Source organism: Micromonospora sp. NPDC002389 (assembly GCF_040296095.1).
Lineage (GTDB): Bacteria > Actinomycetota > Actinomycetes > Mycobacteriales > Micromonosporaceae > Micromonospora.
This window is the reverse complement of the sequence record NZ_JBEOWP010000001.1, coordinates 275829-299362: the sequence shown is the minus strand read 5'-3', so window position 1 is coordinate 299362 and position 23534 is coordinate 275829. Positions and strand designations below refer to the sequence as shown.

Below are 23534 nucleotides of genomic sequence, written 5' to 3'. Positions count from 1 at the left end.
CTTACACCGACAGGTGCGTGCGGAGGAAGTCGAGTTCCAGGCGCAGGAGGCGTTCGGCGAGTCCACCGGCGGCCATGTGCGTCGCGCCGGTCAGCGGCAGCACCGAGTGCGGTCGCCCGGCGGCCAGCAGCGCGGCCGAGAACCGCAGCGTGTGCGCGGCCACCACGTTGTCGTCCACCATGCCGTGCACCAGCAGCAGCGGTCGGGCCTGCGCCGGGTCGGTGGGCGGCTCGGCGGCCGCCTCCACCAGCGAGTGGTGGGCGTACACGTCCGGGCCGTCGTCGGGCAGGCCGAGATAACGCTCGGTGTACGCGGTGTCGTAGAGGGCCCAGTCGGTCACCGGCGCCCCGGCGATCCCGCACCGGAACAGCTCCGGGTGACGCAGCACCGCCAACCCGGCCAGCCAACCGCCGAACGACCAGCCGCGCACCCCGACCCGGGACAGGTCCAGGTCCGGGTGCTTGTCGGCGAGCGCAGTCAACGCCTCCACCTGGTCGAGCAGGATCACGTCGGCGACCCGCCGGTGGATGGCCTTCTCGAACGACGGCGCGATGCCGGGCGTACCCCGGTTGTCGACCACCACCACCGCGAAGCCGGCGTCGGCCCACCACTGCCGTTCCAGCCAGGCCGCGCGGGCGGCGACCACCTCCTGGTGCCCCGGCCCGCCGTACACGTCGAGCAGCACCGGCAGCCGTCGGCCGGTGACGTGGTTGTCCGGATAGAGCACGGCCGACGGCAGGCGCCGGTCGGTGACCCGTTCCAGCAGCGGCAGCGGGGAGTAGCGGGGGGTGGCCGCCAACGACCGGAGCACGGCCACCTCGCGGTCGCCCTGGCGGACCGTCCACCGCACGCCCGCGTGGTCGAGCGAGGCGACGCCGACGACCAGCACGTCCCCGCCGACCGCGCCGTGGTGCCAGCCCGCGTCGCTGGTCAGCCGACGGGCGTCGACCCCGCCGCCGATGCTGGTGCGGACCCGGAACAGGTGCTGCTCGCTCGGCTCGCCGTCGCTCGCCTCGACCAGCAGGTCCGCCGGTCCGGTGCCGGTGGCCAGCCGACCCACCACCCGGCGGACGTAGAGCGAGGGCGGGGTGAGCAGGGTGCCGTCGGCGAAGAGACACCGTGCGTCGTACCCGTCGTGGGCGAGTTCGCCGCCGACCAGCACCCGCCCGTCCGGCAGGTGTGCGGGCGTACCGGCGATCGGCTCGACCCAGCGCGGGTCGGCCAGTTCGGCGTGCACCTGGGTCTCACCGGTGCGCGGGTCGACGGCGAGAACCAGGCCGTGCTGCTGCGCGCGGCGCAGCACGGTGATCAGCGGAGCGCCCTCGGCCCAGTGCACCGCGGTCAGGTACGGATAGGTCTCCCGGTCCCAGTGCACGTCCACCCAGCCGCCGTCGAGGTCGAGCAGGTGCAGGCTGACCTCCGCGTTGGGTCCGCCGGCCACCGGGTACGCGACGCTGACCGGCGGGCTCGCCGGCTGCGCCGGGTCGTGCAGATGCCAGCGGGGCAGCCGGGACTCGTCGACCCGGGCGGCCAGCACCGAGCGGCCGTCCGGTGCCCACCAGTAGCCCCGGTGCCGGTCGAACTCCTCCGCCGCGATGTGCTCGGCCAGCCCCCACAGCACCCCGGAGTCCTCGCCGGCCAGGATCGTGTCGGTGCCGTCGACGTCGACGACCCGCAGTTCGCCCCGGCGAACCCCCTCGGCGGCGTCGGTGACGTACGCGAGGCGTTGGCCGCTCGGGTCCGGCCGGGGGTCGAGGACCGGGCCGGCGGCCGGGACCTCGATCACGTCGCCGTGCACCAGGTCGGCCCGGAACAGGCGGCCGGCCAGTGCGAAGACTGCCACCCGGCCGGCGGCGTCCAGGGCGTACGCGCCGATGCCGGCGGCGCAGAGCCGCAGCCGTTCCCGTCGGGCCCGTTCGCCGGGGCTCAGCGCGGCCGGGTCGGCGTCCTCGCCGAGCAGCGTGGCCGGGTCGGCGACCAGCCGTTCCTCGCCGCTCGCCACGTCGAGCTGCCAGAGCGCGTCGGCCGGGTCCTCCGGCCCCGCGGAACGCAGGAAGACCACCCGGGCCCCGTCGTCGGCCACGGAGACGGCGCGTGGCGCCCCGTGGCTGAACCGGCGGGTGCGGGCGGCCAGCTCGGGAAAGTCCACAGGCCAGATCGTATGCGGCGGCCGAGCGTGATGTGCCGGACCCGAGCGGACGCGTCAGGACTGATCGGGGAGAACCGCCGGTTAGAGTGACCCTCGTGACGACGCTGCCCGACCGCCGCCTGTTGCTGGTCCACGCGCACCCCGACGACGAGTCCATCGGCACCGGTTCGACCATGGCGCACTACGCCGCCACCGGCGCCCACGTCACCCTGGTCACCTGCACACTCGGCGAGGAGGGTGAGATCCACGTGCCGGAGCTGGCCGGGCTCGCCGCCGCCGAGGCCGACCAGCTCGGCGGGTACCGGATCGCCGAGCTGGCCGCCGCCTGCGCCGAGCTCGGCGTGGCCGACCACCGTTTCCTCGGTGGCGCCGGGCGCTACCGCGACTCGGGCATGATGGGCCTTTCCACCAACGATCACCCGCGCGCCTTCTGGCAGGCCGACCTGGACGAGGCCGCCGGCCAGCTGCTGGAGGTGGTCCGGGAGGTACGCCCGCAGGTGGTGATCACCTACGACGAGAACGGCTTCTACGGCCACCCCGACCACATCCAGGCGCACCGGGTGGCGATGCGGGCCGTCGAGCTGGCCGCCGCCGAGGGGATCGCCCCGGCGAAGGTCTACTGGACGGCGATGCCGCAGAGCGTCCTGGAGGCCGGGATGACGCACTTCGAAGAGTCGTCGGACAACCCGTTCGCCGGCATCGAAAACGCCACCGACCTGCCCTTCTGCACGCCGGACAAGGACATCGCGGCGCGGATCGACGCGACCGAGCAGCACGCCGCGAAGGAGGCGGCGATGCGGGCGCACGCCACCCAGATCCCGGCCACCTCCTGGCTCTACTCGATCGCCGGCAACTTCGGCGCCGAGTTCATGGGCGTGGAGTACTTCACCCTCGCGGTGGGGGCCAAGGGGCCGGGCAGCGGCCCGTACGGCTGGGAGTCGGACCTGTTCGCCGGGCTGGAGACCGCCGAAGACCCCGATCGCACACCGGTCGGTACGGCCGGTCTCCGGTGACCGTACCCGCCGCGATGTCGGTCGCCCCGCCCGAACAGCAGTCGCCGCCGCCCGCACGGGCCTGGCGGCGGCCGGTCGACATCGGCCTGCGGGCGCTGGGCGGGCTGGTCGCCCTGGCCGCCGGCGCGGTGACGGCGGTGCTGGAGCTGCTGCTCGCCCCGCTGCGGGTCGGCGGATACCTGGTCGGGGCGGCGGTGCTGGTGGCCGTGCTCGCGAACATCGCGCTGAGCTGGTTCGCCATGGAGACGGTGGGATCCCGGTGGGCGGTGCTGCTGCCGGCGCTGCCGTGGGTCGTGATCATGGTGGCCGCCGCTGACCGGACCACCGAGGGCGACGTACTGCTGGTCGGCAACTGGGTGGGGCTCACCCTGGTGGTGGCCGGGTCGATGACCTTCGCGGTGATGGCGTTCCGGTCCATCCTCGCGCCGAACCCGCCGTCCAGCCGGTACTGACGCCACCCCGCCCCGGGTGATAGACATTCCTGCCAGGAGGCCCGCCACCGGGGCGGGCGGTACGGCGGGAGGCGTGCGATGGGGCAGCGGTGGCGCGCGGTCGGAGTGCTTGCGATCGCGTTGTTCGCGGTCAACGTGGTCGCCCGACTGGTGATCCGGTTCGGCTTCGACGGTGACGAGGCCGCCGCCGACCGGGTGACCCTCGGGATGTTCGCGGTGATCGGGTTGATCCTGGCCGGGGTCGCGTACTCCTGGGGCCGGTCGCGTCCGGTGGCCCAGTGGGGCGCCGAGGTGGCCGGTGCGATCGGCATCGCGCTCGCGCTGACCATGTTCGTCGGACCGCTGCTGGTGGGCCGCAGCCCGTTCGCCGACGGCAGCGCCACCTTCTTCTGGCAGGTCGTGCTCTACCTCGTCGCGACCACCGTCGGCACGATCCTGGGCTACCTCCTGCTCACCACGCTGGGCCGCGACCACCGGTCGCAGAGCCTCCAGGAGTACGCCGAGAGCGGCACCGGCAAGCCGCGCCGCAGCGTTCGTCGCTGACCGGTACGTCCGGCCCGGGTCGCGCCGTCAGCTCAGGGCGCGACCCGGCTCCGGTAGGTGTGGTGCGTGGTGAAGCCCAGCGTGCGATAGAGCGTCACGGCGGCCGCGTTGCGCTGCTCGACCTGGAGGAACACGTCGGTGGCGCCGGCCGTGCCGCCCCACTCGGCGAGCGCGCCGATCACGGCGACGGCCACCCCTCGGCGGCGGGCCTCGGGCAGCACCTCGATCAGGGACAGGCCCAGCCAGCGCCCCGCGCCGGTGACCGTGCCCCGGCCGACCCCGACCAGCCTGTCCCCGTCGTACGCGTGCGCGAAGCGGACCTGTCCGACGGCGGTGAGCACGTGCCGGGCGGCGTCGGGCAGCCCGCCCTTGCGGCCGGCGGCCACCGTGAGCCAGTCGTCCGACGGCGCGGCGGTCAGCTCGACGGCGGGTGCGGTGGCCGTGGCGGCGCGGGCCACCCGGCCGCCGGGTGCGGTGAGGTCGGCCAGCGGCACGGTCTGCACCAGCACCAGCGGGCGACTCTCCCAGCCGCGCAGGTCGAGTTCGGCGCCGACCGGTGCGGCCAGCGGCAGCGGCGTGTTGACGATCGCCGGACGGCCCCGTTCGGCGTACCAGCGTTCGACCGCGTCGAGCGCGGCCGGCAGCGGCCGGTCCGGGTCGCCGACCGGCAGCGCGGAGTTGGCCCGGCCGGTCCAGCCGTCGGCGGAGCGCAGCAGCCAGTCGCCGAGCCGGCCGCGCACGGGCGCCGGCCACGCCTCGTCGGCCGCGAGTTCCAGCTCGACCACGGCGTCGGCGGTGGGCCGGCGGGTCGGCGGCACCCGCTTGGCGCGGTGCACCTCGGCGATCGGCACGCGCAGCCGCCCCTGCCGGGTGGTCATCTCCAGGTGGGTCTCGGTCAGCTCGACCAGCTCGCCGAGGGCGTCGGAGAACACCGGCCGACCGGCGCGTGAGCCCACGATCCGCCGGACCACGATCCGGTGTCCCACATCCTGCTCTCGGAGCACGATCGACCTCCTCCCCGGCGAGATACTAGGCTCTAACCGTCGCGGGTGATCGCGACGAGTCTTGCGGAGGAGAAGACCGGTGACCTACATCATCGCCGAGCCGTGCGTGGATGTGCTCGACAAGGCATGCATCGAGGAATGCCCGGTCGACTGCATTTACGAGGGCAACCGGATGCTCTACATCCACCCCGACGAGTGCGTCGACTGTGGTGCCTGTGAGCCGGTGTGCCCGGTCGAGGCGATCTTCTACGAGGACGACGTCCCCGAGCAGTGGAAGGACTACACCGGCGCCAACTACGAGTTCTTCGAGGACCTGGGCTCGCCCGGGGGCGCCTCCAAGATCGGCAAGGTGGAGAAGGACGCGACCTTCGTCGCCGCGCAGCCGCCGCGCGGCGAGGGGCACTGAACGCCCCCGCGCCGGTCTCGTCGCGGCTGCCCGAGTTCACCTGGGACACGCTGGACGCCGCGGCGACCCTGGCTGCGGCGCATCCGGACGGCCTGATCAACCTCTCCATGGGTACGCCGGTCGATCCGGTGCCCGAGGTGATCCGGCGTGCCCTGGCCGACGCGTCGGACGCACCGGGGTACCCGCTCACCGCCGGTACCCCGGCCCTGCGTGCGGCGATCACGGCCTGGGTGGCCCGGTCCTGCGGGGCCGGCGTCGACGGGCTCGGGGTGCTGCCCACGATCGGGTCGAAGGAGCTGGTCGCCTGGTTGCCGACCCTGCTGGGGGTGGGGCCGGGTGACGTCGTGGTGGTGCCGTCGGTGGCCTATCCCACCTACGAGGACGGGGCCCGCCTGGCCGGGGCCACCACGGTCCGCGCCGACTCGCTGACCGCGGTCGGTCCGACCTCCCGGGTACGCCTGGTCTGGGTCAACTCGCCGGGCAACCCGACCGGCCGGGTCCTGCCCGCCGCCCACCTGCGCAAGGTGGTGGACTGGGCGCGGGAACGTGGCGCGGTGGTCGCCAGTGACGAGTGCTACCTGCCGCTGGGTTGGGAGGCCGAGCCGGTCTCGGTGCTCTCGCCGGAGGTCTGCGGCGGCTCGTACGACTCGGTGCTGGCCGTGCACTCGCTCTCCAAGCGGTCCAACCTCGCCGGATACCGGGCGGGTTTCGTGGCCGGTGACCCGGCTCTGGTGGCCGAGCTGCTCAAGATCCGTAAGCACGCGGGGATGATCGTGCCCAAGCCGGTGCAGGCGGCGATGGTGGCCGCGCTGGACGACGAGGAGCACGCCATCGCGCAGCGGGAGCGGTACCGGGCGCGCCGCGAGGCCCTGCGGGCCGCGTTCACCGGGGCCGGGTTCACCGTCACGCACTCCGAGGCGGGGCTCTACCTCTGGCTGACCCGGGGCGAGGACTGCTGGGACACGGTCGACTGGTTGGCCCGGCGCGGCATCCTGGTCGCCGCCGGTGTCTTCTACGGGCCCACCGCCGGGCAGTACGTCCGGGTGGCGCTGACCGAGTCCGACGAGCGGGTCGCCGCCGTCGCCGCCCGCCTCGCCGGACCCTGATGCGCGCGGCGGTGGTCGGCACCGGCCTGATCGGCGGTTCGGTGCTGCTCCGGCTGCACGCCGCCGGGGTGGACGTGACGGGCTGGGACCCGGACGACGCGACCCGCCGCCAGGCCCGGCTGGCCGGCGTACCCACCGCCGACCGGCTGGCCGACGCGGTGGCCGACCGGGACGTGGTGTTCCTCGGTGGGCCGCTGCCGACCCTGCCGGCGACCCTGGTCGAGGTGGCCGCGGCGACCGAGCCGGGCTGCCTGCTCACCGACGTGGGCAGCACCAAGGCCGAGCTGGCTGCCTTCGCCGCGACCCGGGGTCTGACCCACCGCTTCGTGCCCGGTCATCCGATGGCCGGCACCGACCGGGCCGGCCTCGGCGCGGCCCGGCCTGAGCTGTTCGCGGGCGCCGCCTGGGTGCTCTGTCCCGCGCCGGACGGGCTGGTCGCGTTCCGTCGGCTGGCCGCCCTGGTCACCGAGGTGATCGGGGCCCGGGTGGTGCCGATGGCGGCGGACCGGCACGACGCCGTGGTCGCGCTCTCCTCGCACGTGCCGCACCTGCTCGCCGGTGCCCTGGCCGGAGCCGCCCAGCGCTCGCCGCTGCGCGACGCCGTGCTCACCCTGGCCGCCGGCAGCTTCCGGGACGGCACCCGGGTCGCCGGCACCCCGGCCCCGCGCACCGCGAACATGCTGCGCGGCAACCGCGACCAGGTGCTGGCCGCCCTGACCGAGGTGACCGCCTACCTGGACGAGTTGACCGAGGCGCTGCGGGCCGGGGACGGCGACACGCTCACCGCCCGCTACGCCGAGGCGGGCGCGGCCCGCGTCGCGCTCGCCGGTCGGCCCTACCAGCCGACGGTCCGCCCGTTCCGGGTCGACGGTGCGGCGGCCGACGAGGTCGCCTGGCTGACCGGGCTGGGTGCGGCGGGCGGTCACCTCAGCGGGTGCCGGGTCGCCGACGAGGTGGTCTCGTACACCGCCCAGCTCCCGCAGGCAGGCTGAGGCGGTCCGGCCGCCCGTGTCCGGCTGAGCCGTGGCGCCGCGCATCGGTGGGCGCGGTACGGGAGCCGCCGCTAGGGTGAGGGCATGGTGGACGGACCGGTGGTGACCGTACGGGGCGAGGCGTACCGGGAAGTCGCTCCGGAGGAGGCCCGGTTCACGGTGACCGCGCTCGCGCGCGACCGGGAGCGCGAGCCCACGCTGACCCGGCTGGCCGAGCGGGCCGCCGCGATCCGGGTGCTGCTCGACTCGTACGGCCCGACGATCGACCGTCGGGAGACCGGCGACCTGCGGGTGCGGCCCGAGACGCGGCGCTCCGGCGAGCGGGTGGTGGCCTGGCACGGCTCGGTGCTGACCACGGTGACGGTCAGCGACTTCACCGCGCTCGGCGAACTGATGCTGCGTCTGGCCGACCAGGACCAGGTGGCGGTCGCCGGGCCCTGGTGGTCGCTGCGCCCGGACAGCCCGGCCTTCCGGGAGGCGCGGCATGCCGCGATCGCCGATGCCCTGCTGCGCGCCCGCGAGTACGCCGAGGCACTCCAGGCCCAGGTCACCGACCTGATCGAGCTCGCCGACGAGGGCGGCGGACAGCCGATGATGGCCCGGATGGCGTTCGACGCCGGTGGGGTCGAGTCGACCACCCCGCCGGAACTGGAGCTGGACCCGCAACCACAGTCGGTGCACGCGGCGGTGCGGGCCCGGTTTGCGATCAGCCGGCCGGTCCTGTCCTGATGACCGAGGCCCGGGTGCTGCCCGTCGACGAGCTGCTGCGGCGGGCCCGAGCCCTGGCCGACGCGGGCCCCCGGCAACTGCTCGGCATCACCGGCGCACCCGGTGCGGGCAAGTCCACGCTCGCCGCCGAGGTGGTCGCGGCGGTCGGCCCGGCCGCGCGTCTGGTGCCGATGGACGGTTTCCACCTGGCCCAGGCCGAGCTGCACCGGCTGGGCCGCGCCGCCCGCAAGGGGTCGATCGACACGTTCGACGCCAACGGGTACGTCTCACTGATGCGCCGCCTGCGGCGCAAGGAGCCGACGTCGGTCTGGGCGCCGGAGTTCCGCCGTGAGCTGGAGGAACCGATCGCGGGTGCGATCGAGGTGCCGCCGGAGGTCCGGCTGGTGGTGACCGAGGGCAACTACCTGCTCGTGCCGGACTGGCCCTGGGACGAGATGCGGGCGTTGCTGCACGAGGCGTGGTTCCTGGACCTCGACGGCGACCTGCGACGGCGTCGGCTCGTCGCGCGGCACGTCGCGTACGGGCGGTCGGCGGAGGAGGCGCGCGCCTGGGCGCTGGGCAGTGACGAGGTCAACGCGGCGCTGGTGGCCGAGACCGCCGCTCGGGCCGACCTGGTGGTCCGGCTAGCCGACCCCCCGCCGGGGTGACGGTACGGCCCGACGCAGCATCCAGGCCACCCGGGACCGTTCTCGCTGGAACTCGGCCGCCTCCGGGTAGCCGCTGTGGCTGCGGATCGGCGGGTCGGCCACCTCGCCGTCGCTCGGGTGCAGTGCCTCCGGGTCGGCGACCGCGATGTCGCGTTCCCCGGCGGCGACCGGCCAGCCGAGCGGATCGGTGTCCCGCCAGAAGTTCGTCCACCGGGTCCCGGCCGGGGGGCGGGTCAGTGCCCGGGTCAGCACCGGCAGCCGGTCCGGCCCGAAGTACGCCGGGAAGATCCGCCCGTAGAGCCGGGTGAGCTGGCACCCGTAGGAGAAGAACCAGATCCGTTGCCGCCAGCGACGCGGTATCTGGAGGATGACGGCGGTGCAGATGACCGTGCCCTGGCTGTGTCCGGAGAGGATGATGCCGTCCACCCGGCGGGGGTCGTGTTCGGCCAGGGCGAGCAGCCCGGCGGCGCGGGTGAGTAGTTCCGGCACGGCCCGTTCGGCGTAGCTCGGTGGGGCGAGCGGGTGCGCGGCGCGTGGCCAGAACGTGCCGACGTCCCAGACCACGCCGACCGACCGCCGGACCGTGTCGTTGCGGTAGACCAGTAGGCCGATCGCGGCGATCGCCAGTGGCAGCCAGCCGAGCAGCCGGTCACCGATGTCGGCGACGACCCCGACCACGGTCCCGGTGGTGCCCGAGTTGAGGTCGTGCGGGCGGGCCGGGGACAGGACGGCCACGCAGCCGAGCGCGGCCAGCGTCCCCGCGGTGCCCGCGTACCAGCCGATCAGGCGCAGCGCGTGTTCGCCGACCAGACGGTGCAGGGCCTGGTGGGTGCTCACGTCCCGGGCGCGGCGCAGGTCGTGCGCGGAGAGGCCGCCGCGTGCCCGCAGCTCGGCGTACTCCTGTCGGCGCAGGCGGCGGAACAGCACGAGGGCACGGATCGCGACCAGGGCGAGCAGCAGCAGTGCCATGCCGAAGACCAGACCGGACCAGGTCACCGGGACCGGCGGCACCACCGGGGGGCGTCCGCTGTCGGTGGCGTCACGGTTGAGCAGGTCGCTGACCCAGTAGAGCAGGCCGGTGCTGTACGCGAGGCAGAGCAGCCACCCGAACCCGGCGATGACGGCCGGGCCGCGACCACGCCAGGCCAGGTCGGTGTACGGCCCGAGAGGCTGGGTCACGCTGCTCGGCCGGGTACGCGGCAGCAGCAGGCCGCCTGCGGCGAGGAGCAGCAGTACCGGGACGACCTGCCACACCGCGAGGGGTGCCGGCGGCAGGAACGGCAGCCAGCCGTGGCACCAGGCGGCGCCGACGGCGATCAGCACCGTGGCGGCGGCCGGTGTGGCGCCACCGCGCCGGCCGGAGCGGGCGGTCGCGCCGATGGCGATGAGCAGCAGCAGTTGGCCGGTGCCGAGCCAGGCGAGGACCCGGTCGAAGCCGGGGAGGGAGCGGTCCTCCTGGCAGCCGGGAAGTGAGGACACGTCGCCGCAGCCGGCGGGTGGGCGGAGGGTGGCCAACTGCGCCGCGCCGCCCGCGCTGTCCGGCAGCATCAGCACCAGGACGGTGCCGACCAGCCCGAGACCGGTGAGGGCGACGACGGTGGCGCTCCACGGGCCGAGTGGGCTCGCCCCGTCGCGTCGGGTGAGGAACGGCCGGCCGATGGCCACCACCGTGATCACGACGACCGCGACCATCAGCGCCACGGTGGGCCAGGCGATGGCGGCCCGGGCTCCGTGCGGCGGATGCAGTGCCAGGGTGGTGCCGAGCGGCACGGCGGCGGCCACCACCGTGCCGGTGCAGAGGTGCAGCACCGCGGCGCGGCGGAGCTGTCCCTCGCCCCACCAGAAGGTCGGATCTTCGAGTGGGTTGGCGAGCGGGCCACGGGGTGGCTCGGGTGGCGACGGCGGCTCCTGTTCCGGCTGGCCCTCGGGCAGGTCGGCGTCGGCCTCACCGGGTACCTGGCGGACCGGCGGGTCGGTCGGATCGGCCGGCATCACCGCCTCGTACTGGTAGGTCCGCCAAGCGACCAGGCCGAGCACCACGATCAGGGCGAGCGGCACGAGCAGTCCGACCGCGAGCGCCCGACCGCCCCGCTGCCACCAGGGGTCGGCGAGGAACTGCCAGGGCCCCGGGATCCGGTTCAGACAACTCTCGTCGACGCACTGCCAGCCGATCAGGTCGACGCCGACGCCGGTCAGCGCCAGCACGGGCGTGGCGGTCAGCGTCAGGCAGAACAGCCGGATCAGCCAGGCGGTGATCCCGGACCGGCTGGCGAATCGCTCGGTAGCCGGGTCGGCCGGGATGTCGGGCCGGGCGTGCAGCGCCACGTTGGCCAGGGTGAAGGGCAGCAGCAGCGTCCACAGCGCCCGTTCCACGTCGCGGGCGGTCCGCGCGCCCGAGGTCAACTGCCCCCAGCTGTACGCCTCGACCACGATCGGGTCGCCGGTCGAGGTGCCGGGGGAGCGGTAGAAGCCGGTGACCGGTCCACCGGCGACCAGTCGCGGCGAAGTGGGTTCGGTGCCCGGCTCGGTCGGCACGCCCAGGGTCTCGGCCGGCGGCGTGTTCGACACACCGTGTACGCGTAGTTCGAGAATCCGACCGCTCATGACAAGCCTCCCGGTGACGACTCTGTAACCCAGAGTGCCTGAACCGTGGAGGGGGTGCCATCCACCGCGAGGGTGTTTTCGCAGGTGGAAGTGGTTTCGTGGGGGTCGATCCGGTTCGGACGGTGACCGAGCGTGCGGGGTTACTGGTCCAGGTGGCGTACCGGGCGGGCCGGGTTGCCGACGGCGACGACGTTGGCCGGCAGGTCCTTGGTCACCACGGCGCCGGCGCCGACCACCGTGTTCTCCCCGATGGTGACACCGGCCAGGACGATCGCCCCGCCGCCCAGCCAGACGTTGTCGCCGATGGTGATCGGCTTGGCCGCCTCCCACTTCGCCCGGCGCTGCTCCGGGTCCACCGGATGCGTCGGGGTGAGCAGTTGCACGTTCGGGCCGACCTGCACGTCCGCGCCGATCGTGATCGGCGCGACGTCGAGGAAGACCGCGTTGAAGTTCACGAAGCTGCGCGGCCCGATCCGGATGTGGTAGCCGTAGTCGCAGTAGAACGGCGGGCGGATCCAGGTGTCGTCGCCGAGTTCGCCGAGCAGCTCCCGCAGGGCGGCGAGGCGGGCGTCGGAGTCGTCGGCGGGGCTGGTGTTGACGCGTTCCATCAGTCGGGCGGCGCGCTGGAGGTCGGCGAGGATCTCCGGTCCCTCGGCGAGATACGGCTCCCCGGCCAGCATGCGTTCCTTCATGGAGCTCACCTGTCTGATCATGCCGTCATCCACGACGCGACGGTATCGACTTCGTCGATTTCTTGACTCCTTTATGCATACTCGGTATGCAATCCTGACAGGTATCGATGTGAACCACATCGATAAGACAACCCAGAAGGAGGGTTCGGTTGCCTCGCAGAAGCAAACTGACCGCCATCGGGCTGGTGCTGGGCCTCGTGCTCGGCGTACCGGGCACGGCCACCGCCGGTCCGTCCCCAGCCGCCGCACCGGGGTCCACCCCGTCGTCCGGCGCCCGTCCGGCGTCGGCCGGACATACCACCGTCACCCTGATCACCGGTGACCGCGTCACGGTGAGCCCCTCCGGTGCGGCGAGCGTCCGCCCGGCCGAGGGTCGCACCGGGATCCGCTTCCTCACCCAACGCCAGCGGGACCACCTCTGGGTGGTGCCGCAGGACGCCCTGCCGCTGATCCGGTCGGGCCGGGTCGACCGGCGTCTCTTCGACGTGACCGGGTTGATCGCCGCCGGGTACGACGACCGTCACCGCGCCGACCTGCCACTGCTGATGACCTACCCGGAGGGCGCGGCGCGGCGTACCGGGGCGCCCGACGGAGTGACCGTCACCCGCGACCTGGCCGCCATCGGCGGCGTCGCGGCCACCCTGGACAAGCAGGAGTCGGGCCAGCTCTGGGCCGCCCTGGCCGGTGGCAGTGCGCGGATCGACGCGGCGGGGGGTGTCGAGCGGCTCTGGCTCGACGGCCGGCGGCATCTGACCCTGGAGCACAGCGTGCCGCAGATCGGTGCGCCCGCCGCCCATCAGGCCGGCTACACCGGCCGGGGCGTACGGGTGGCGGTGCTGGACACCGGCGTCGACGCCGCACACCCCGACCTGGTCGGGCGGGTCGGCGCGGCGGAGAACTTCACCGAGGAGGAGAACCCCGGCGACATCGTCGGGCACGGGACCCACGTCGCCTCGATCATCGCCGGCAGCGGCGCCGCGTCCGACGGCCGTAACCGAGGGGTCGCCCCGGAGGCGACGCTGCTCGACGGCAAGGTCTGCGAGGAGTACGGCTGCCCCGACTCCGCCATCCTGGCCGGGATGCAGTGGGCCGCCGTCGACCAGCAGGCCGACGTGATCAACCTGAGCCTGGGCGGGACGGACAGCCCGGAGGTCGACCCGCTGGAACTGGCGGTCGACACGCTGACCGAGCAGACCGGTGCACTCTTCGTGATCTCGGCCGGCAACAGCGGCCGGGCCGGTTCGGTGGGCTCACCGGCCAGCGCGGACGCGGCACTCGCCGTCGGCGCCGTCGACCGGGACGACGAACTCGCCTTCTTCTCCAGCCAGGGTCCGCGGGTCGGCGACGACGCGCTGAAGCCGGACATCACCGCACCGGGGGTGGACATCGTCGCCGCCCGGGGAGAGGGCACGCTGCTCGGCGATCCGGTCGGCGAGCAGTACGTCTCGCTCTCCGGCACCTCGATGTCCGCGCCGCACGTGGCCGGGGCGGCGGCGTTGCTCGCCCAACAGCGCGGTGACGCCACGGCAGCCCAGCTCAAGGCCACCCTGATGTCCTCCGCCGCGCCGCATCCGGAGCTGACCGCCTACCAGCAGGGCGCCGGCCGGGTCGACGTGGCCAGGGCGATCACCCAGCAGGTGACCAGTGAGCCGGCGAGCGTCTCGTTCGGCCGTACGCTCTGGCCGCACGACGACGACGAGCCGATCACCCGCGAGGTGAGCTGGCACAACACCGGGAGCACCGCGCTCACCCTGGAGCTCGTCCTCGACGTGACCGGCCCCGACGGGACGCCGGCACCGGCCGGCATGTTCGCGCTGAGCACGCGCAGCGTCGTGGTGCCCGCCGGCGGTACGGCGTCCGCCACCGTCACGACCGACACCAGCGTCGACGGCCCGGACGGTCACTACACCGGCCGGATCGCGGCCCGTGCCGGCGACACCGTGGCCCTCACCCCGCTGGCGGTGCACAAGGAGGTGGAGAGCTACACCGTGACGGTGCAGCACCTCGGTCCCGACGGTACGGCGACGGAGGACTACAGCACCTCACTGCTCGGCCTGGACGACTTCGTCGACTACTTCGCGTACGACCCGTCCGGCACCGCGCAGATCCGTGTGCCCAAGGGCCGGTACGGGCTGAACAGCTACCTGTTCGACATGGAGACCGAGGAGTCGGCGTTCCTCGTCCAGCCGGAGCTGGCCGTCACGAGGGACACCACGGTCACCGTCGACGCCCGCCGGGCGAAGCCGGTGCGGATGACCGTGCCGCAACGGTCGGCAACGCCGGCCCTGGTGGACATCAGCGCGAACTACCTCCTGGACGACGGCGGCGCCAGTTACGGTCTGCTCGCCTTCGACTTCACCGGCATCAGTACCGGACAGCTCGGCCGACCCGTCTCGCCGAAGAGGTTCCTCGGCACGGTGGGCAGCCAGTGGGCCGACGTGGAGGCGGAGAGCAGCTCCTACCTCTACGCCCTGGCGGAGAGCGTCCCGGGTCGGATGCCGACCGGGCTGATCCGGAACTACCGCAACGGTGACCTGGCCACCGTCACGCAGAAGTTCCGCAGCGGATACCCGGACACCGTCGCCGAGCGGGTCGTCTACCCGGTCTTCGCCGAGAACGTGGGCGGCTGGGCGCTCGGTCTGCCCACCGCGGCCCCCGGCAAACGGGTCGAGTACTACAACACCAAGGGCATCCGCTGGACCGGCGATCTGAGCATCGGCGTACCGTCCGAGGACGGGTGGCCGGTCGGGGTGGCCTTCCTGTGGTCGGAGCCGACGGCCTACCGGGCGGGCAAGAAGTACCAGGACACCTGGCTCGGCGCTCCCTACGGGCCGTCGTTCCCGGCGCCGCAGTGGCCGGGTGACGGACTGACCCGGCGGGGCGACGTGATCAGCCTGGCGGTGCCGCTGCACGGGGACGCCGCAGGGCACCCCGGGGCCTCGGTGGCGGACACCTCGCGTACCGCTCTCTACCGCAACGGCAAGCTGGTCGGCGAGAGCCCGGAGTCCGGCTGGGGCGAATTCGAGGTGCCGGCCGGGACGGCGACGTACCGGATGGAGACCTCGGTGAAGCGCAGCTTCACCGACCTGAGCACGGAGGTCGCCGCCACCTGGACCTTCCGGTCCCGGCACGTCCGGGGCGACGATCCGGTGGCGCTGCCCGCCTCGGCGATCAGGTTCACGCCCCGGCTCGACGCGACGAACACCGCCCCGGCCGGTCGGTCCTTCGTGATCCCGGTCCAGGTGCAACGGCAGCCCGGTGCCCCGTCGGCGCGGACCACCTCGCTGACCGTCGAGGTCTCCTACGACGGTGGCCGGACCTGGCAGCGGGCCCGGGTGAAGAAGGCCGGCAGCGGCTGGCAGGCCACCGTGCAGCACCCGAGGGGCACCGGCCACGTGTCGCTACGGGCCGCCGCCCGGGACAGCGACGGCAACACGGTGACCCAGCGGATCATCCAGGCCTACCGCCTGAAGTGATCCACCCGGTCCGCACAGATGTAAGGAGGGGTCCCCTGCTATGCACGAGGCGTTAGTAGGGGACCCCTCCTTACACACAAACCGCTACGCAGGACCTCAGTCGTTCGCGTGCAGGGCGGCGTTCAGGGTGATGCCCTGACCCTTACGCGGCCGGGCCTCCAGCCCACCGGTGATCGAGTTACGCCAGAACAGCAGCCCGTCGACCCCGGACAGCTCGCGGGCCTTGACCACCCGGCCGTCGGGCAGAGCGAGCTTCGAGGCGGCGGTGATGTAGCACCCCGCCTCGACCACACAGTCGTCGCCCAGCGAGATGCCGACACCCGCGTTCGCCCCGATCAGGCTGCGCTCGCCGATGCGTACCTTGTCGGTGCCGCCGCCGGACAGCGTGCCCATGATGGAGGCGCCGCCGCCGATGTCGGAGCCGTCGCCGACGACCACACCCTGCACGATCCGGCCCTCGACCATGGAGGTGCCGAGCGTGCCGGCGTTGAAGTTGACGAAGCCCTCGTGCATCACGGTGGTGCCGGAGGCGAGGTGGGCGCCGAGGCGTACCCGGTCGGCGTCGGCGATCCGGACGCCCGAGGGCACCACGTAGTCGGTCATCCGGGGGAACTTGTCCACCCCGTACACGGCCAGGTGCCGGCCGGCGGCCCGCTCGATGACGCGCAGCTCGTCGACCCGCTCCGGCGGGCACGGCCCGGCGGAGGTCCAAGCCACGTTGGCCAGCTTGCCGAAGACGCCGTCGAGGTTGAGCTCGTTGGGCCGCACCAGGCGGTGGGAGAGCAGGTGCAGTCGCAGGTACGCGTCACTGGCGTCCTTGATCGGGTCGTCCAGCGAGCCGATCACGGTGATCACCTGGACGGTACGCAGACCCGGCAGGGCCCGGTCGCCGATCGCGCCCGGCGGAAGGTCCAGCACGTCGGCCTGGTCCTCGCCGGGGACCAGCGGCAGCTCGCCGAGGCCCAGCTTGCCGGTCGGATACCAGGTGTCGAGCACCTGGTCGTCGGCGGTCACGGTGGCCAGGCCGATGCCCCACGCGGATTCTGTGGACGTCACTTACTCACCTCTCGCTCGCATGCTGCGCTGGCTGCTGCTCGCGACTGCGGGGTGGGCGAGCTCACTCCTCGCGCTTCGGCGAAGGGCTCGCGGGCTCGCGTCTCGCGGTCGCCGGTTGTGACGGTACCGTGCGGACCATGGAGAACCCGCTTACCCCCGAGGTCCTCGCCGATCCGGTGGCGTTGACCCGCGCCCTGGTCGACATCGAGTCGGTCTCGCTCAACGAGAAGGCCATCGCCGACTGCGTCGAAGAGGTGCTGCGGAAGCTGCCCCACCTGGCCACCTACCGGCACGGCAACACGGTGATGGCGCGTACCGACCTGGGGCGGGCGTCCCGGGTGGTGTTGGCCGGTCACTTGGACACCGTGCCGTTGAACAACAACTTCCCGTCCACGCTGCGCGGCGACCTGATGTACGGCTGCGGCACCTCGGACATGAAGTCCGGGGTGGCCTACGCGCTGCACCTCGCGGCCACCCTGCCCGAGCCGCGTTACGACGTGACGTACTTCTTCTACGAGGCCGAGGAGATCGAGTCCCGGTACAACGGCCTGCGGCTGGTGGCCGAGGCGTACCCGGAGTGGTTGACGGCCGACTTCGCCCTGCTGCTCGAACCGACGTACGGGATCGTCGAGGCGGGCTGCCAGGGCACCATGCGGGCGAGGGTGGTCACCACCGGCGTACGGGCTCACTCCGCGCGTGCCTGGCACGGCGTCAACGCGATCCACGGTGCCGGTGAGGTGCTGCGGCGGCTTTCGGAGTACCAGGCGCGACGGGTGACCATCGACGGGTGTGACTACCGCGAGGGCATGAACGCGGTGCGGATCAACGGTGGGGTGGCCGGCAACGTGGTGCCGGACCGGTGCGAGATCGAGGTCAACTACCGGTTCGCGCCGGACCGTACGCCGGCCGAGGCGGAGGCCCACCTGCGCGAGGTGCTCGCCGGGTACGAGGTGACGGTGACCGACTGCGCGGCCGGTGCGCTGCCCGGTCTGGAGGCCCCGCCCGCTCAGGAGTTCCTGGCGGCGGTGGGTGCCGCGCCGATCGGCAAGCTGGGGTGGACCGACGTGGCCCGCTTCGCGGCGATGGGGATCCCGGCGCTCAACTTCGGTCCGGGTGACCCCAACCTCGCCCACCACCCGGACGAGCACGTCGAGATCGGCAAGATCCGTGACGGTGCCGCCACCCTGCACCGCTGGCTCGCCTCCGCCTGATCCGGCGGACTCCCGCGTCCGGTCGTGCGGGCGGCGGTGCGGCGACGCCCCGCCCGACCGCGCGACCGGCACGCGGGGGACAGGGCTCGGGGTGTGGCGGCGACGTGCTCTAGACGCGGGTGAGCGCCGCGTCGGGAGCGGACTCCGCAGGAGGCTCGGGCGGGTCTTCGAGCAGGCGGGTACGGCGACGCTCGGCCACCACGTCGCGGATGCGCCGCTGCATCTGACGCCTCATCCGGATCCGTTCGTTGCTACTGATCACGCTGTCTCCTCCCCCGAAGCCTGCGCGCCGGGCATACCCGGTATGTGAATAGTAAGACGTACGGGAAAGCGAATTGGTTGCACAAGATCACGAAGTGTTTGCCGGGCACCCTGGCCGAACTCCACTACGGTTGCTCCCATGACTCAGAGCAACCGCCGCGAACCAGGACGGGAGCGGCACCGCGGCGCCGTCACACTGCGCCGCCAGGCGATCACCACCAGCACAGCGGACCAGGGACTGCTGGACTCCCGGACCCGCGCGGACTGGAAGACCAAGGACGCTTGGCGGGCGCTACGGATACTCTCCGAATTCGTCGAAGGCTTCGACACCCTCGCCGACCTGCCGCCCGCGGTCAGCGTCTTCGGTAGCGCCCGGAGCAAGCCGGACAGCCCGGAGTGCCAGCTCGCCGAGGCGCTCGGCGCGGCCCTGGCCCGCGCCGGCTACGCGGTGATCACCGGGGGTGGGCCCGGTGTGATGGAGGCGGCCAACCGGGGCGCGAGCGAGGCCGGTGGGCACTCCGTCGGTCTCGGCATCGAACTCCCCTTCGAGCAGGGCATCAACGAGTGGGTCGACCTGGCCATCGACTTCCGCTACTTCTTCGCCCGCAAGACCATGTTCGTCAAGTACGCCCAGGCGTTCGTCGTGCTGCCCGGCGGCTTCGGCACCATGGACGAGCTGTTCGAGGCGCTCACCCTGGTGCAGACCGGCAAGGTGACCCGGTTCCCGGTGGTGCTGATGGGCACCGAGTACTGGCAGGGGCTGCTCGACTGGCTGCGCGACACGATGGCCGCCGAGGGCAAGATCGGACCGGTCGACCTGGAGTTGATCTGCGTCACCGACGACGTCGCCGCGGCGGTCCGGCACATCGTGGAGGCCGAGGCCGCGCTCAACACCGAGCAGGAGGCGGTACGCGCGGACGCGGTGGCCCGTACCGCGGCGGACCAGCAGGCGGCGGCCGAGTCGGCGGAGCAGGCCGAGCAGGCGGAGCGCTGAGGTGGCCGCGATCTGCGTGTTCTGCGCCTCGTCCCGCACCCTCGACCAACGGTGGCTCGACCTAGCCGAGGCCACCGGCGCGGAACTCGCCCGACGAGGGCACACGCTGGTCAGCGGCGGTGGTCGCGTGGGCATGATGGGCGCCCTGGTCGAGGGGGCCCGCGCGGCCGGCGGCCGGACCGTCGGGATCATCCCGCAGGTGCTGGTCGACCTGGAGGTGGCCGATGTCGCCTCCGACGAACTGGTGATCACCGACTCGATGGCGAGCCGCAAGGTCCTCATGGTCGAGAAGTCGGACGCGTTCCTCACCCTGCCCGGTGGTTTGGGCACCCTCGACGAACTCTTCGAGGTCTGGACCACCGCCACCCTGGCCCTGCACCGCAAGCCGATGGTGATGGTGGACACCGACGGCTTCTACACCCCGTTGATGGACTGGCTGCGCGCGGTCACCGACCAGAACTTCCTCAAGCCCGCCGGCTTCGATCTCGTGCAGGTCGCCGACACCGTCCCCACCGCCCTCGACGTCATCGAGGCAGCCCTCACCTGACGGCGGGTGTGGCGCGTCGGGCAGTGTCGCAGGGCCGTGATGGGATGGCGGGATGCAGGCGTACCGGTTGGTGCGTCGGTCCGGCGGGCCGACCCAGGAGGACGACCCGGTCACCGGGCATTCTCCGGACCTGGCCGGCGAGCCGTCCGCACCTGCACCTGCCCACGCACCCGGCGCGGAGCAGACGTCGGCAGATCCTCGGCAGGCCGAGGTCGTGGCGCACACCGACGGGCCGATGCTCGTCCTCGGTGGACCGGGCACCGGGAAGACCCGCACCCTCGTCGAGGCGGTGGCCGCCCGGGTCGAGGAGGGGGTGGATCCGGAGCGGATCCTGGTGCTCACCTTCAGTCGCCGGGGCGCCGTCGACCTGCGGCACCGGATCGAGGCGCGGATCGCCGCGAACGGCCGGCGGGTGGTGCGCGAGCCGCTGGTGCGTACGTTCCCGGCGTACGCGTTCGGGTTGCTGCGGCGGGCCGCCGCCGAGCGGGGTGAGCCGTCGCCGCGGCTGCTCACCGGGCCGGAACAGGATCTGATCATCCGCGAGCTGCTGGACGTGGTCGGTGAGGAGCCCGGCGACGAACCGGTCGGCTGGCCGGAGGAGTTGCGCCCGGCACTGCGTACCCGGGCGTTCGCCGCCCAGCTCCGTGACCTGCTGATGCGGGCGGCGGAGCGGGGCGTCGGCCCGGTCGAGCTGGCCCGGCTCGGCGAGCGGCTGGGCCGCGCCGACTGGCCGGCCGCCGCCCGCTTCCTGCGCGAGTACGTGGCGGTGCTGGCGCTGCGGGACGTCGCCAACCGGGGCTCGGTCGCGTACGACCCGGCGGAGCTGGTCCGGGCGGCCACCGGTCTGCTGCGCGACGACGCCGAGGTGCTGGCGTCCGAGCGACGTCGCCTGGCGTACGTCTACGTCGACGAGTTGGCCGACACCGATCCCGCCCAGCTCGACCTCTTGGACACGGTCGCCGGGGGTGGCACGCCGCTGGTCGCCTTCGCCGATCCCGACTCCTCCACGTACGCCTTCCGGGGCGCCGACCCGGGCGGCGTGACGACGTTCCCGCACCGCTTCCGCACCGCCTCCGGCGCGCCGGCCGCACAGGTGCTGCTCAGCACCAGCTACCGCGCGGGGGAGCGGCTGCTCGCCGCCGCGTCCCGGCTCGGCCGGCGGTTGCGTGGTCCGGCGGCGCACCGCCGGCTGCATCCGTTGCCCGACGCGCCACCGGGCAGCGTCGAGGTCCGCACCTTCCGTTCGGCCACCAGCGAGGCGGCCTGGCTGGCGCATGCGCTGCGGGAGGCGCACCTGCTCGGCGGCGTCCCCTGGGCCCGGATGGCGGTGCTGGTCCGCTCCACCGGTCGGCAACTGCCTGGGCTGCGTCGGGCGTTGCACGCGGCCGGCGTACCGACCGTGGTGCACGGCGAGGACCTGCCGTTGCACCTGCAACCGGCGGTGGCGCCGCTGCTGCTGCTGTTGCGCTGCGCGTTGGAGCCGGAGCGGCTGGACGAGGAGGCCGCCGTCGCGCTGCTGCACTCGCCGCTCGGCGGTGCCGACCCGCTGGCGGAGCGTCGGCTGCGGCAGGGCCTCCGGGCGCTCGCCCTGGCCGGCGGTGACCGGCGGCCCTCCGGTGAGCTGATCGTCGAGGCGCTGCGCGACCCGGCCGAGCTGGCCGGGGTGGAGCGGCGCTGGGCCGAGCCGGCGCAGACGGTGGCCGGGCTGCTGGCGGTGGCCCGCGAGACGGCCGGTCGGCCGGGCGCCGGCGTCGAGGACGTGCTCTGGGCGGTCTGGCAGGCCAGCGGGCTGGCCGAGCTGTGGTCCGCCGCGCTGGCCCGGGGCCCGGCCGTGGCCGGCGAGGGGGACCTAGCCCGGCGGCGCCGGGCCGAGGCGGCTGACCGGGACCTGGACGCGGTGCTGGTGCTCTTCGACGCCGCCGCCCGGTTCACCGACCGGCTGCCGGGCGCGCGTACCGAGGTCTTCCTCGACCACGTGCTGGGCCAGGAGCTGCCCGCCGACACGCTCGCCTCCTCCGCCGACCGGGGCGACGCGGTACGGCTGCTCACCGCGCACGCCGCCAAGGGCCTGGAGTGGGATCTGGTCGCCGTCGTCGGGGTGCAGGAGGGCGTCTGGCCTGACCTGCGGCTGCGCGGCAGTCTGCTCGGCTCGGAACGGCTGGTCGACGTGATGACCGGTCGGGCGGACGGTGCCGGTGAGGTCGCCACCCTGGTCGGGCAGACTTCCGCGCTGCTCGACGAGGAACGCCGGCTGTTCCACGTCGCGGTGACCCGGGCCCGACGGCGACTGCTGGTCAGCGCGGTGGCGTCGGCGGCCGTCGGCGGCGACGACCACGAGGAGCAGCCCAGCCGGTTCCTCTACGAGCTCGGGCCGATCGACCCGTCCGGGGACGGGCCCGCCCCGACCCCCGGTGGGCCACCGCCGCCCGCTCCGCCTGAACCCTCGGTGCCCGGAGCGCCGCGCGGAGCGACGCAGATCGACGACCAGGACGATGCGCAGGGCCAGAATGAAACGCAGGGCCGGGACGAAGCGCAGGGCCGGGACGAAACGCAGGGCAGGGACGAAGCGCAGGGCCGGGACGGGGACGACGCCCAGGACCGGGGCGACCGGGCCGGGTCGCGGGCGCTGCCGTTGAGCCGTCCGCCCCGGGCGTTGACCCTGCCCGCGCTGGTGGCGGAGCTGCGTACCGCGGTGGCCGACCCGGCGGCGTCGACCGCCCGGCGGCGGGCGGCGGCGGCCGAACTGGCCCGACTGGCCGCCGCCGGGGTCGCGGGCGCACACCCGGACGACTGGTGGGGGCTGCGACCGCTCTCCGACGACCGGCCCCTGGTGGACGAGGGGGATCCGGTCCGGGTGACCCCGTCGGCGATGGAGAGCGCGCTGCGGTGCAGCCTGCGCTGGCTGCTGGAACGGCACGGCGGAAGCCCACCGGCCAGCGCCGCGCAGGGCGTCGGCAACCTGGTGCACGCGGCGGCGATGCTCGCCGAGGACGCCAGCGCGGACCGGGGTGCGCTGCTGGACTACGTGGCCGCCCGGTTCGACGCGATCGAGCTGGCCGCGCGGTGGATGGTCGGGCCGGAGCGGACCCGCGCCGAGGCGATGGTGGACAAGCTGCTGCGCTGGCTGGCCGCCAATCCGCGCCGGTTGCTCGCGATCGAGCACGAGTTCGCGGTACGCCTGGACGACCCGCACCGGCCGATCGAGCTGGTCGGGCGGGTGGACCGGCTGGAGGTTGACGCGGACGGCCGGCTGGTGGTGGTGGACCTCAAGACCGGCAAGTCCACCGCCGTGACCGAGCGGGACCTGGCCGAGCATCCGCAGCTCGGCGCGTACCAGGCGGCGGTGGAGGCGGGGGCGTTCGCCGAGTACGGCGACGAGCCCGGCGGTGCGGCGCTGGTGCAGCTCGGTACCGGCGCGCGGGACGCCCGGGAGCAGGCCCAAGCCGCCTCGACCGACGGGCCCGAGGCCGGCTGGGCGACCGCGCTGGTCCGGCGGACCGCCGATACGATGGCCGCCGCCACCTTCGCCGCGGTCGCCAACTCGAAGTGCCGGGTCTGCCCGGTACGGACCAGTTGCCCGGTCTCCGGGCAGGGACGTCAGGTGGTCGAGCCACCGACCGTCCGGCGACCGGAGCACCAGGAGTGAGCGTGT

General features: G+C 73.6%; 19 protein-coding genes. 13 read left to right on the top strand and 6 right to left on the bottom strand.

Annotation, left to right across the window (positions count from 1 at the left end):
* Position 1 precedes the first annotated feature (1 nt).
* The gene (locus ABT008_RS01355) at positions 2-2149 is read right to left on the bottom strand and encodes a S9 family peptidase (RefSeq protein WP_350692650.1); all 2148 of its coding nucleotides are present in this window, start codon (positions 2147-2149) and stop codon (positions 2-4) included.
* An 86-nt stretch (positions 2150-2235) separates the two neighbouring features.
* Here ABT008_RS01355 and mshB point away from each other — a divergent pair, with 86 nt between their 5' ends.
* The 3 genes from mshB (at position 2236) to ABT008_RS01340 (ending at position 4157) form a co-directional block, all read left to right on the top strand.
* Positions 2236-3162: an N-acetyl-1-D-myo-inositol-2-amino-2-deoxy-alpha-D-glucopyranoside deacetylase gene (mshB, locus tag ABT008_RS01350; protein WP_350692648.1), complete on the top strand. Its 927-nt coding sequence runs from the start codon at positions 2236-2238 to the stop codon at positions 3160-3162.
* Between the two features lie 14 nt (positions 3163-3176).
* On the top strand, positions 3177-3614 hold the full coding sequence (locus ABT008_RS01345) for a hypothetical protein (RefSeq protein WP_350693162.1): 438 nt from the start codon (positions 3177-3179) through the stop codon (positions 3612-3614).
* Positions 3615-3692: 78 nt separating this feature from the next.
* Positions 3693-4157, top strand: a complete 465-nt coding sequence (locus tag ABT008_RS01340) for a hypothetical protein (protein WP_350692647.1) — start codon at positions 3693-3695, stop codon at positions 4155-4157.
* 32 nt (positions 4158-4189) lie between these two features.
* On the opposite strand, the gene ABT008_RS01335 is transcribed toward ABT008_RS01340, so the two are convergent.
* A complete protein-coding gene (locus tag ABT008_RS01335) occupies positions 4190-5161 on the bottom strand; it encodes a GNAT family N-acetyltransferase (protein ID WP_350692645.1) in 972 nt (323 codons plus the stop codon).
* 79 nt (positions 5162-5240) lie between these two features.
* Between ABT008_RS01335 and fdxA the strand changes: the two genes are divergently transcribed.
* The 5 genes from fdxA (at position 5241) to ABT008_RS01310 (ending at position 9041) form a co-directional block, all read left to right on the top strand.
* Complete coding sequence (fdxA, locus tag ABT008_RS01330) at positions 5241-5567, top strand: ferredoxin (protein WP_007464872.1); 327 nt, start codon at positions 5241-5243, stop codon at positions 5565-5567.
* A complete protein-coding gene (gene dapC, locus ABT008_RS01325; protein ID WP_350693161.1) occupies positions 5564-6673 on the top strand; it encodes a succinyldiaminopimelate transaminase in 1110 nt (369 codons plus the stop codon). The genes fdxA and dapC overlap by 4 nt, the downstream gene beginning before the upstream one ends.
* Positions 6673-7665, top strand: a complete 993-nt coding sequence (locus tag ABT008_RS01320) for a prephenate dehydrogenase (RefSeq protein WP_350692643.1) — start codon at positions 6673-6675, stop codon at positions 7663-7665. The genes dapC and ABT008_RS01320 overlap by 1 nt, the downstream gene beginning before the upstream one ends.
* Positions 7666-7749: 84 nt before the next feature.
* A complete protein-coding gene (locus ABT008_RS01315) occupies positions 7750-8394 on the top strand; it encodes an SIMPL domain-containing protein (RefSeq protein WP_350692641.1) in 645 nt (214 codons plus the stop codon).
* Complete coding sequence (locus ABT008_RS01310) at positions 8394-9041, top strand: nucleoside/nucleotide kinase family protein (RefSeq protein ID WP_350692640.1); 648 nt, start codon at positions 8394-8396, stop codon at positions 9039-9041. Before ABT008_RS01315 ends, ABT008_RS01310 begins: the two co-directional genes overlap by 1 nt.
* Here the strand turns inward: ABT008_RS01310 and ABT008_RS01305 are convergent.
* Positions 9018-11645: a hypothetical protein gene (locus ABT008_RS01305; RefSeq protein ID WP_350692639.1), complete on the bottom strand. Its 2628-nt coding sequence runs from the start codon at positions 11643-11645 to the stop codon at positions 9018-9020. The two genes, ABT008_RS01310 and ABT008_RS01305, sit on opposite strands and share 24 nt — an antisense overlap.
* A 140-nt stretch (positions 11646-11785) precedes the next feature.
* Positions 11786-12346, bottom strand: coding sequence for a sugar O-acetyltransferase (locus ABT008_RS01300; protein ID WP_350693159.1), 561 nt, complete (start codon positions 12344-12346; stop codon positions 11786-11788).
* Between the two features lie 140 nt (positions 12347-12486).
* Between ABT008_RS01300 and ABT008_RS01295 the strand changes: the two genes are divergently transcribed.
* The gene (locus ABT008_RS01295) at positions 12487-15813 is read left to right on the top strand and encodes a S8 family serine peptidase (protein ID WP_350692637.1); all 3327 of its coding nucleotides are present in this window, start codon (positions 12487-12489) and stop codon (positions 15811-15813) included.
* Between the two features lie 96 nt (positions 15814-15909).
* On the opposite strand, the gene dapD is transcribed toward ABT008_RS01295, so the two are convergent.
* Positions 15910-16869: a 2,3,4,5-tetrahydropyridine-2,6-dicarboxylate N-succinyltransferase gene (dapD, locus tag ABT008_RS01290; RefSeq protein WP_350692635.1), complete on the bottom strand. Its 960-nt coding sequence runs from the start codon at positions 16867-16869 to the stop codon at positions 15910-15912.
* Positions 16870-17006: 137 nt separating this feature from the next.
* On the opposite strand from dapD, the gene dapE reads away from it, so the two are divergent.
* Positions 17007-18080 carry a succinyl-diaminopimelate desuccinylase gene (dapE, locus tag ABT008_RS01285; RefSeq protein ID WP_350692633.1) on the top strand — a complete coding sequence of 358 codons (1074 nt, stop codon included), beginning with the start codon at positions 17007-17009 and terminating at the stop codon, positions 18078-18080.
* Positions 18081-18189: 109 nt separating this feature from the next.
* Here the strand turns inward: dapE and ABT008_RS01280 are convergent, their stop codons facing one another.
* Entirely contained in the window at positions 18190-18342 is a 153-nt protein-coding gene (locus ABT008_RS01280; RefSeq protein ID WP_350692631.1) for a hypothetical protein, read from the bottom strand.
* A 138-nt stretch (positions 18343-18480) separates the two neighbouring features.
* Here ABT008_RS01280 and ABT008_RS01275 point away from each other — a divergent pair, with 138 nt between their 5' ends.
* Genes ABT008_RS01275 through ABT008_RS01265 form a run of 3 tightly spaced genes read left to right on the top strand, consistent with a single transcriptional unit; the run spans position 18481 to position 23528 of the window.
* Positions 18481-19335 (top strand): LOG family protein, encoded by an 855-nt coding sequence (locus tag ABT008_RS01275; protein WP_350692630.1) that lies wholly within the window; start codon positions 18481-18483, stop codon positions 19333-19335.
* Position 19336: 1 nt separating this feature from the next.
* Entirely contained in the window at positions 19337-19882 is a 546-nt protein-coding gene (locus tag ABT008_RS01270; RefSeq protein WP_350692628.1) for an LOG family protein, read from the top strand.
* Positions 19883-19934: 52 nt separating this feature from the next.
* On the top strand, positions 19935-23528 hold the full coding sequence (locus ABT008_RS01265; protein ID WP_350692626.1) for an ATP-dependent helicase: 3594 nt from the start codon (positions 19935-19937) through the stop codon (positions 23526-23528).
* Positions 23529-23534: the final 6 nt, after the last annotated feature.

What these genes read in the sequence shown, in the direction of transcription:
- dapE (WP_350692633.1), top strand. Translation starts at nt 17,007, where the DNA reads ATGGAGAACCCGCTTACCCCCGAGGTCCTCGCCGATCCGGTGGCGTTG.
- ABT008_RS01315 (WP_350692641.1), top strand. Translation starts at nt 7,750, where the DNA reads ATGGTGGACGGACCGGTGGTGACCGTACGGGGCGAGGCGTACCGGGAA.
- ABT008_RS01305 (WP_350692639.1), bottom strand. Translation starts at nt 11,645, where the DNA reads ATGAGCGGTCGGATTCTCGAACTACGCGTACACGGTGTGTCGAACACG.
- ABT008_RS01310 (WP_350692640.1), top strand. Translation starts at nt 8,394, where the DNA reads ATGACCGAGGCCCGGGTGCTGCCCGTCGACGAGCTGCTGCGGCGGGCC.
- ABT008_RS01340 (WP_350692647.1), top strand. Translation starts at nt 3,693, where the DNA reads ATGGGGCAGCGGTGGCGCGCGGTCGGAGTGCTTGCGATCGCGTTGTTC.
- ABT008_RS01320 (WP_350692643.1), top strand. Translation starts at nt 6,673, where the DNA reads ATGCGCGCGGCGGTGGTCGGCACCGGCCTGATCGGCGGTTCGGTGCTG.
- ABT008_RS01275 (WP_350692630.1), top strand. Translation starts at nt 18,481, where the DNA reads ATGACTCAGAGCAACCGCCGCGAACCAGGACGGGAGCGGCACCGCGGC.
- ABT008_RS01345 (WP_350693162.1), top strand. Translation starts at nt 3,177, where the DNA reads ATGTCGGTCGCCCCGCCCGAACAGCAGTCGCCGCCGCCCGCACGGGCC.
- ABT008_RS01265 (WP_350692626.1), top strand. Translation starts at nt 19,935, where the DNA reads ATGCAGGCGTACCGGTTGGTGCGTCGGTCCGGCGGGCCGACCCAGGAG.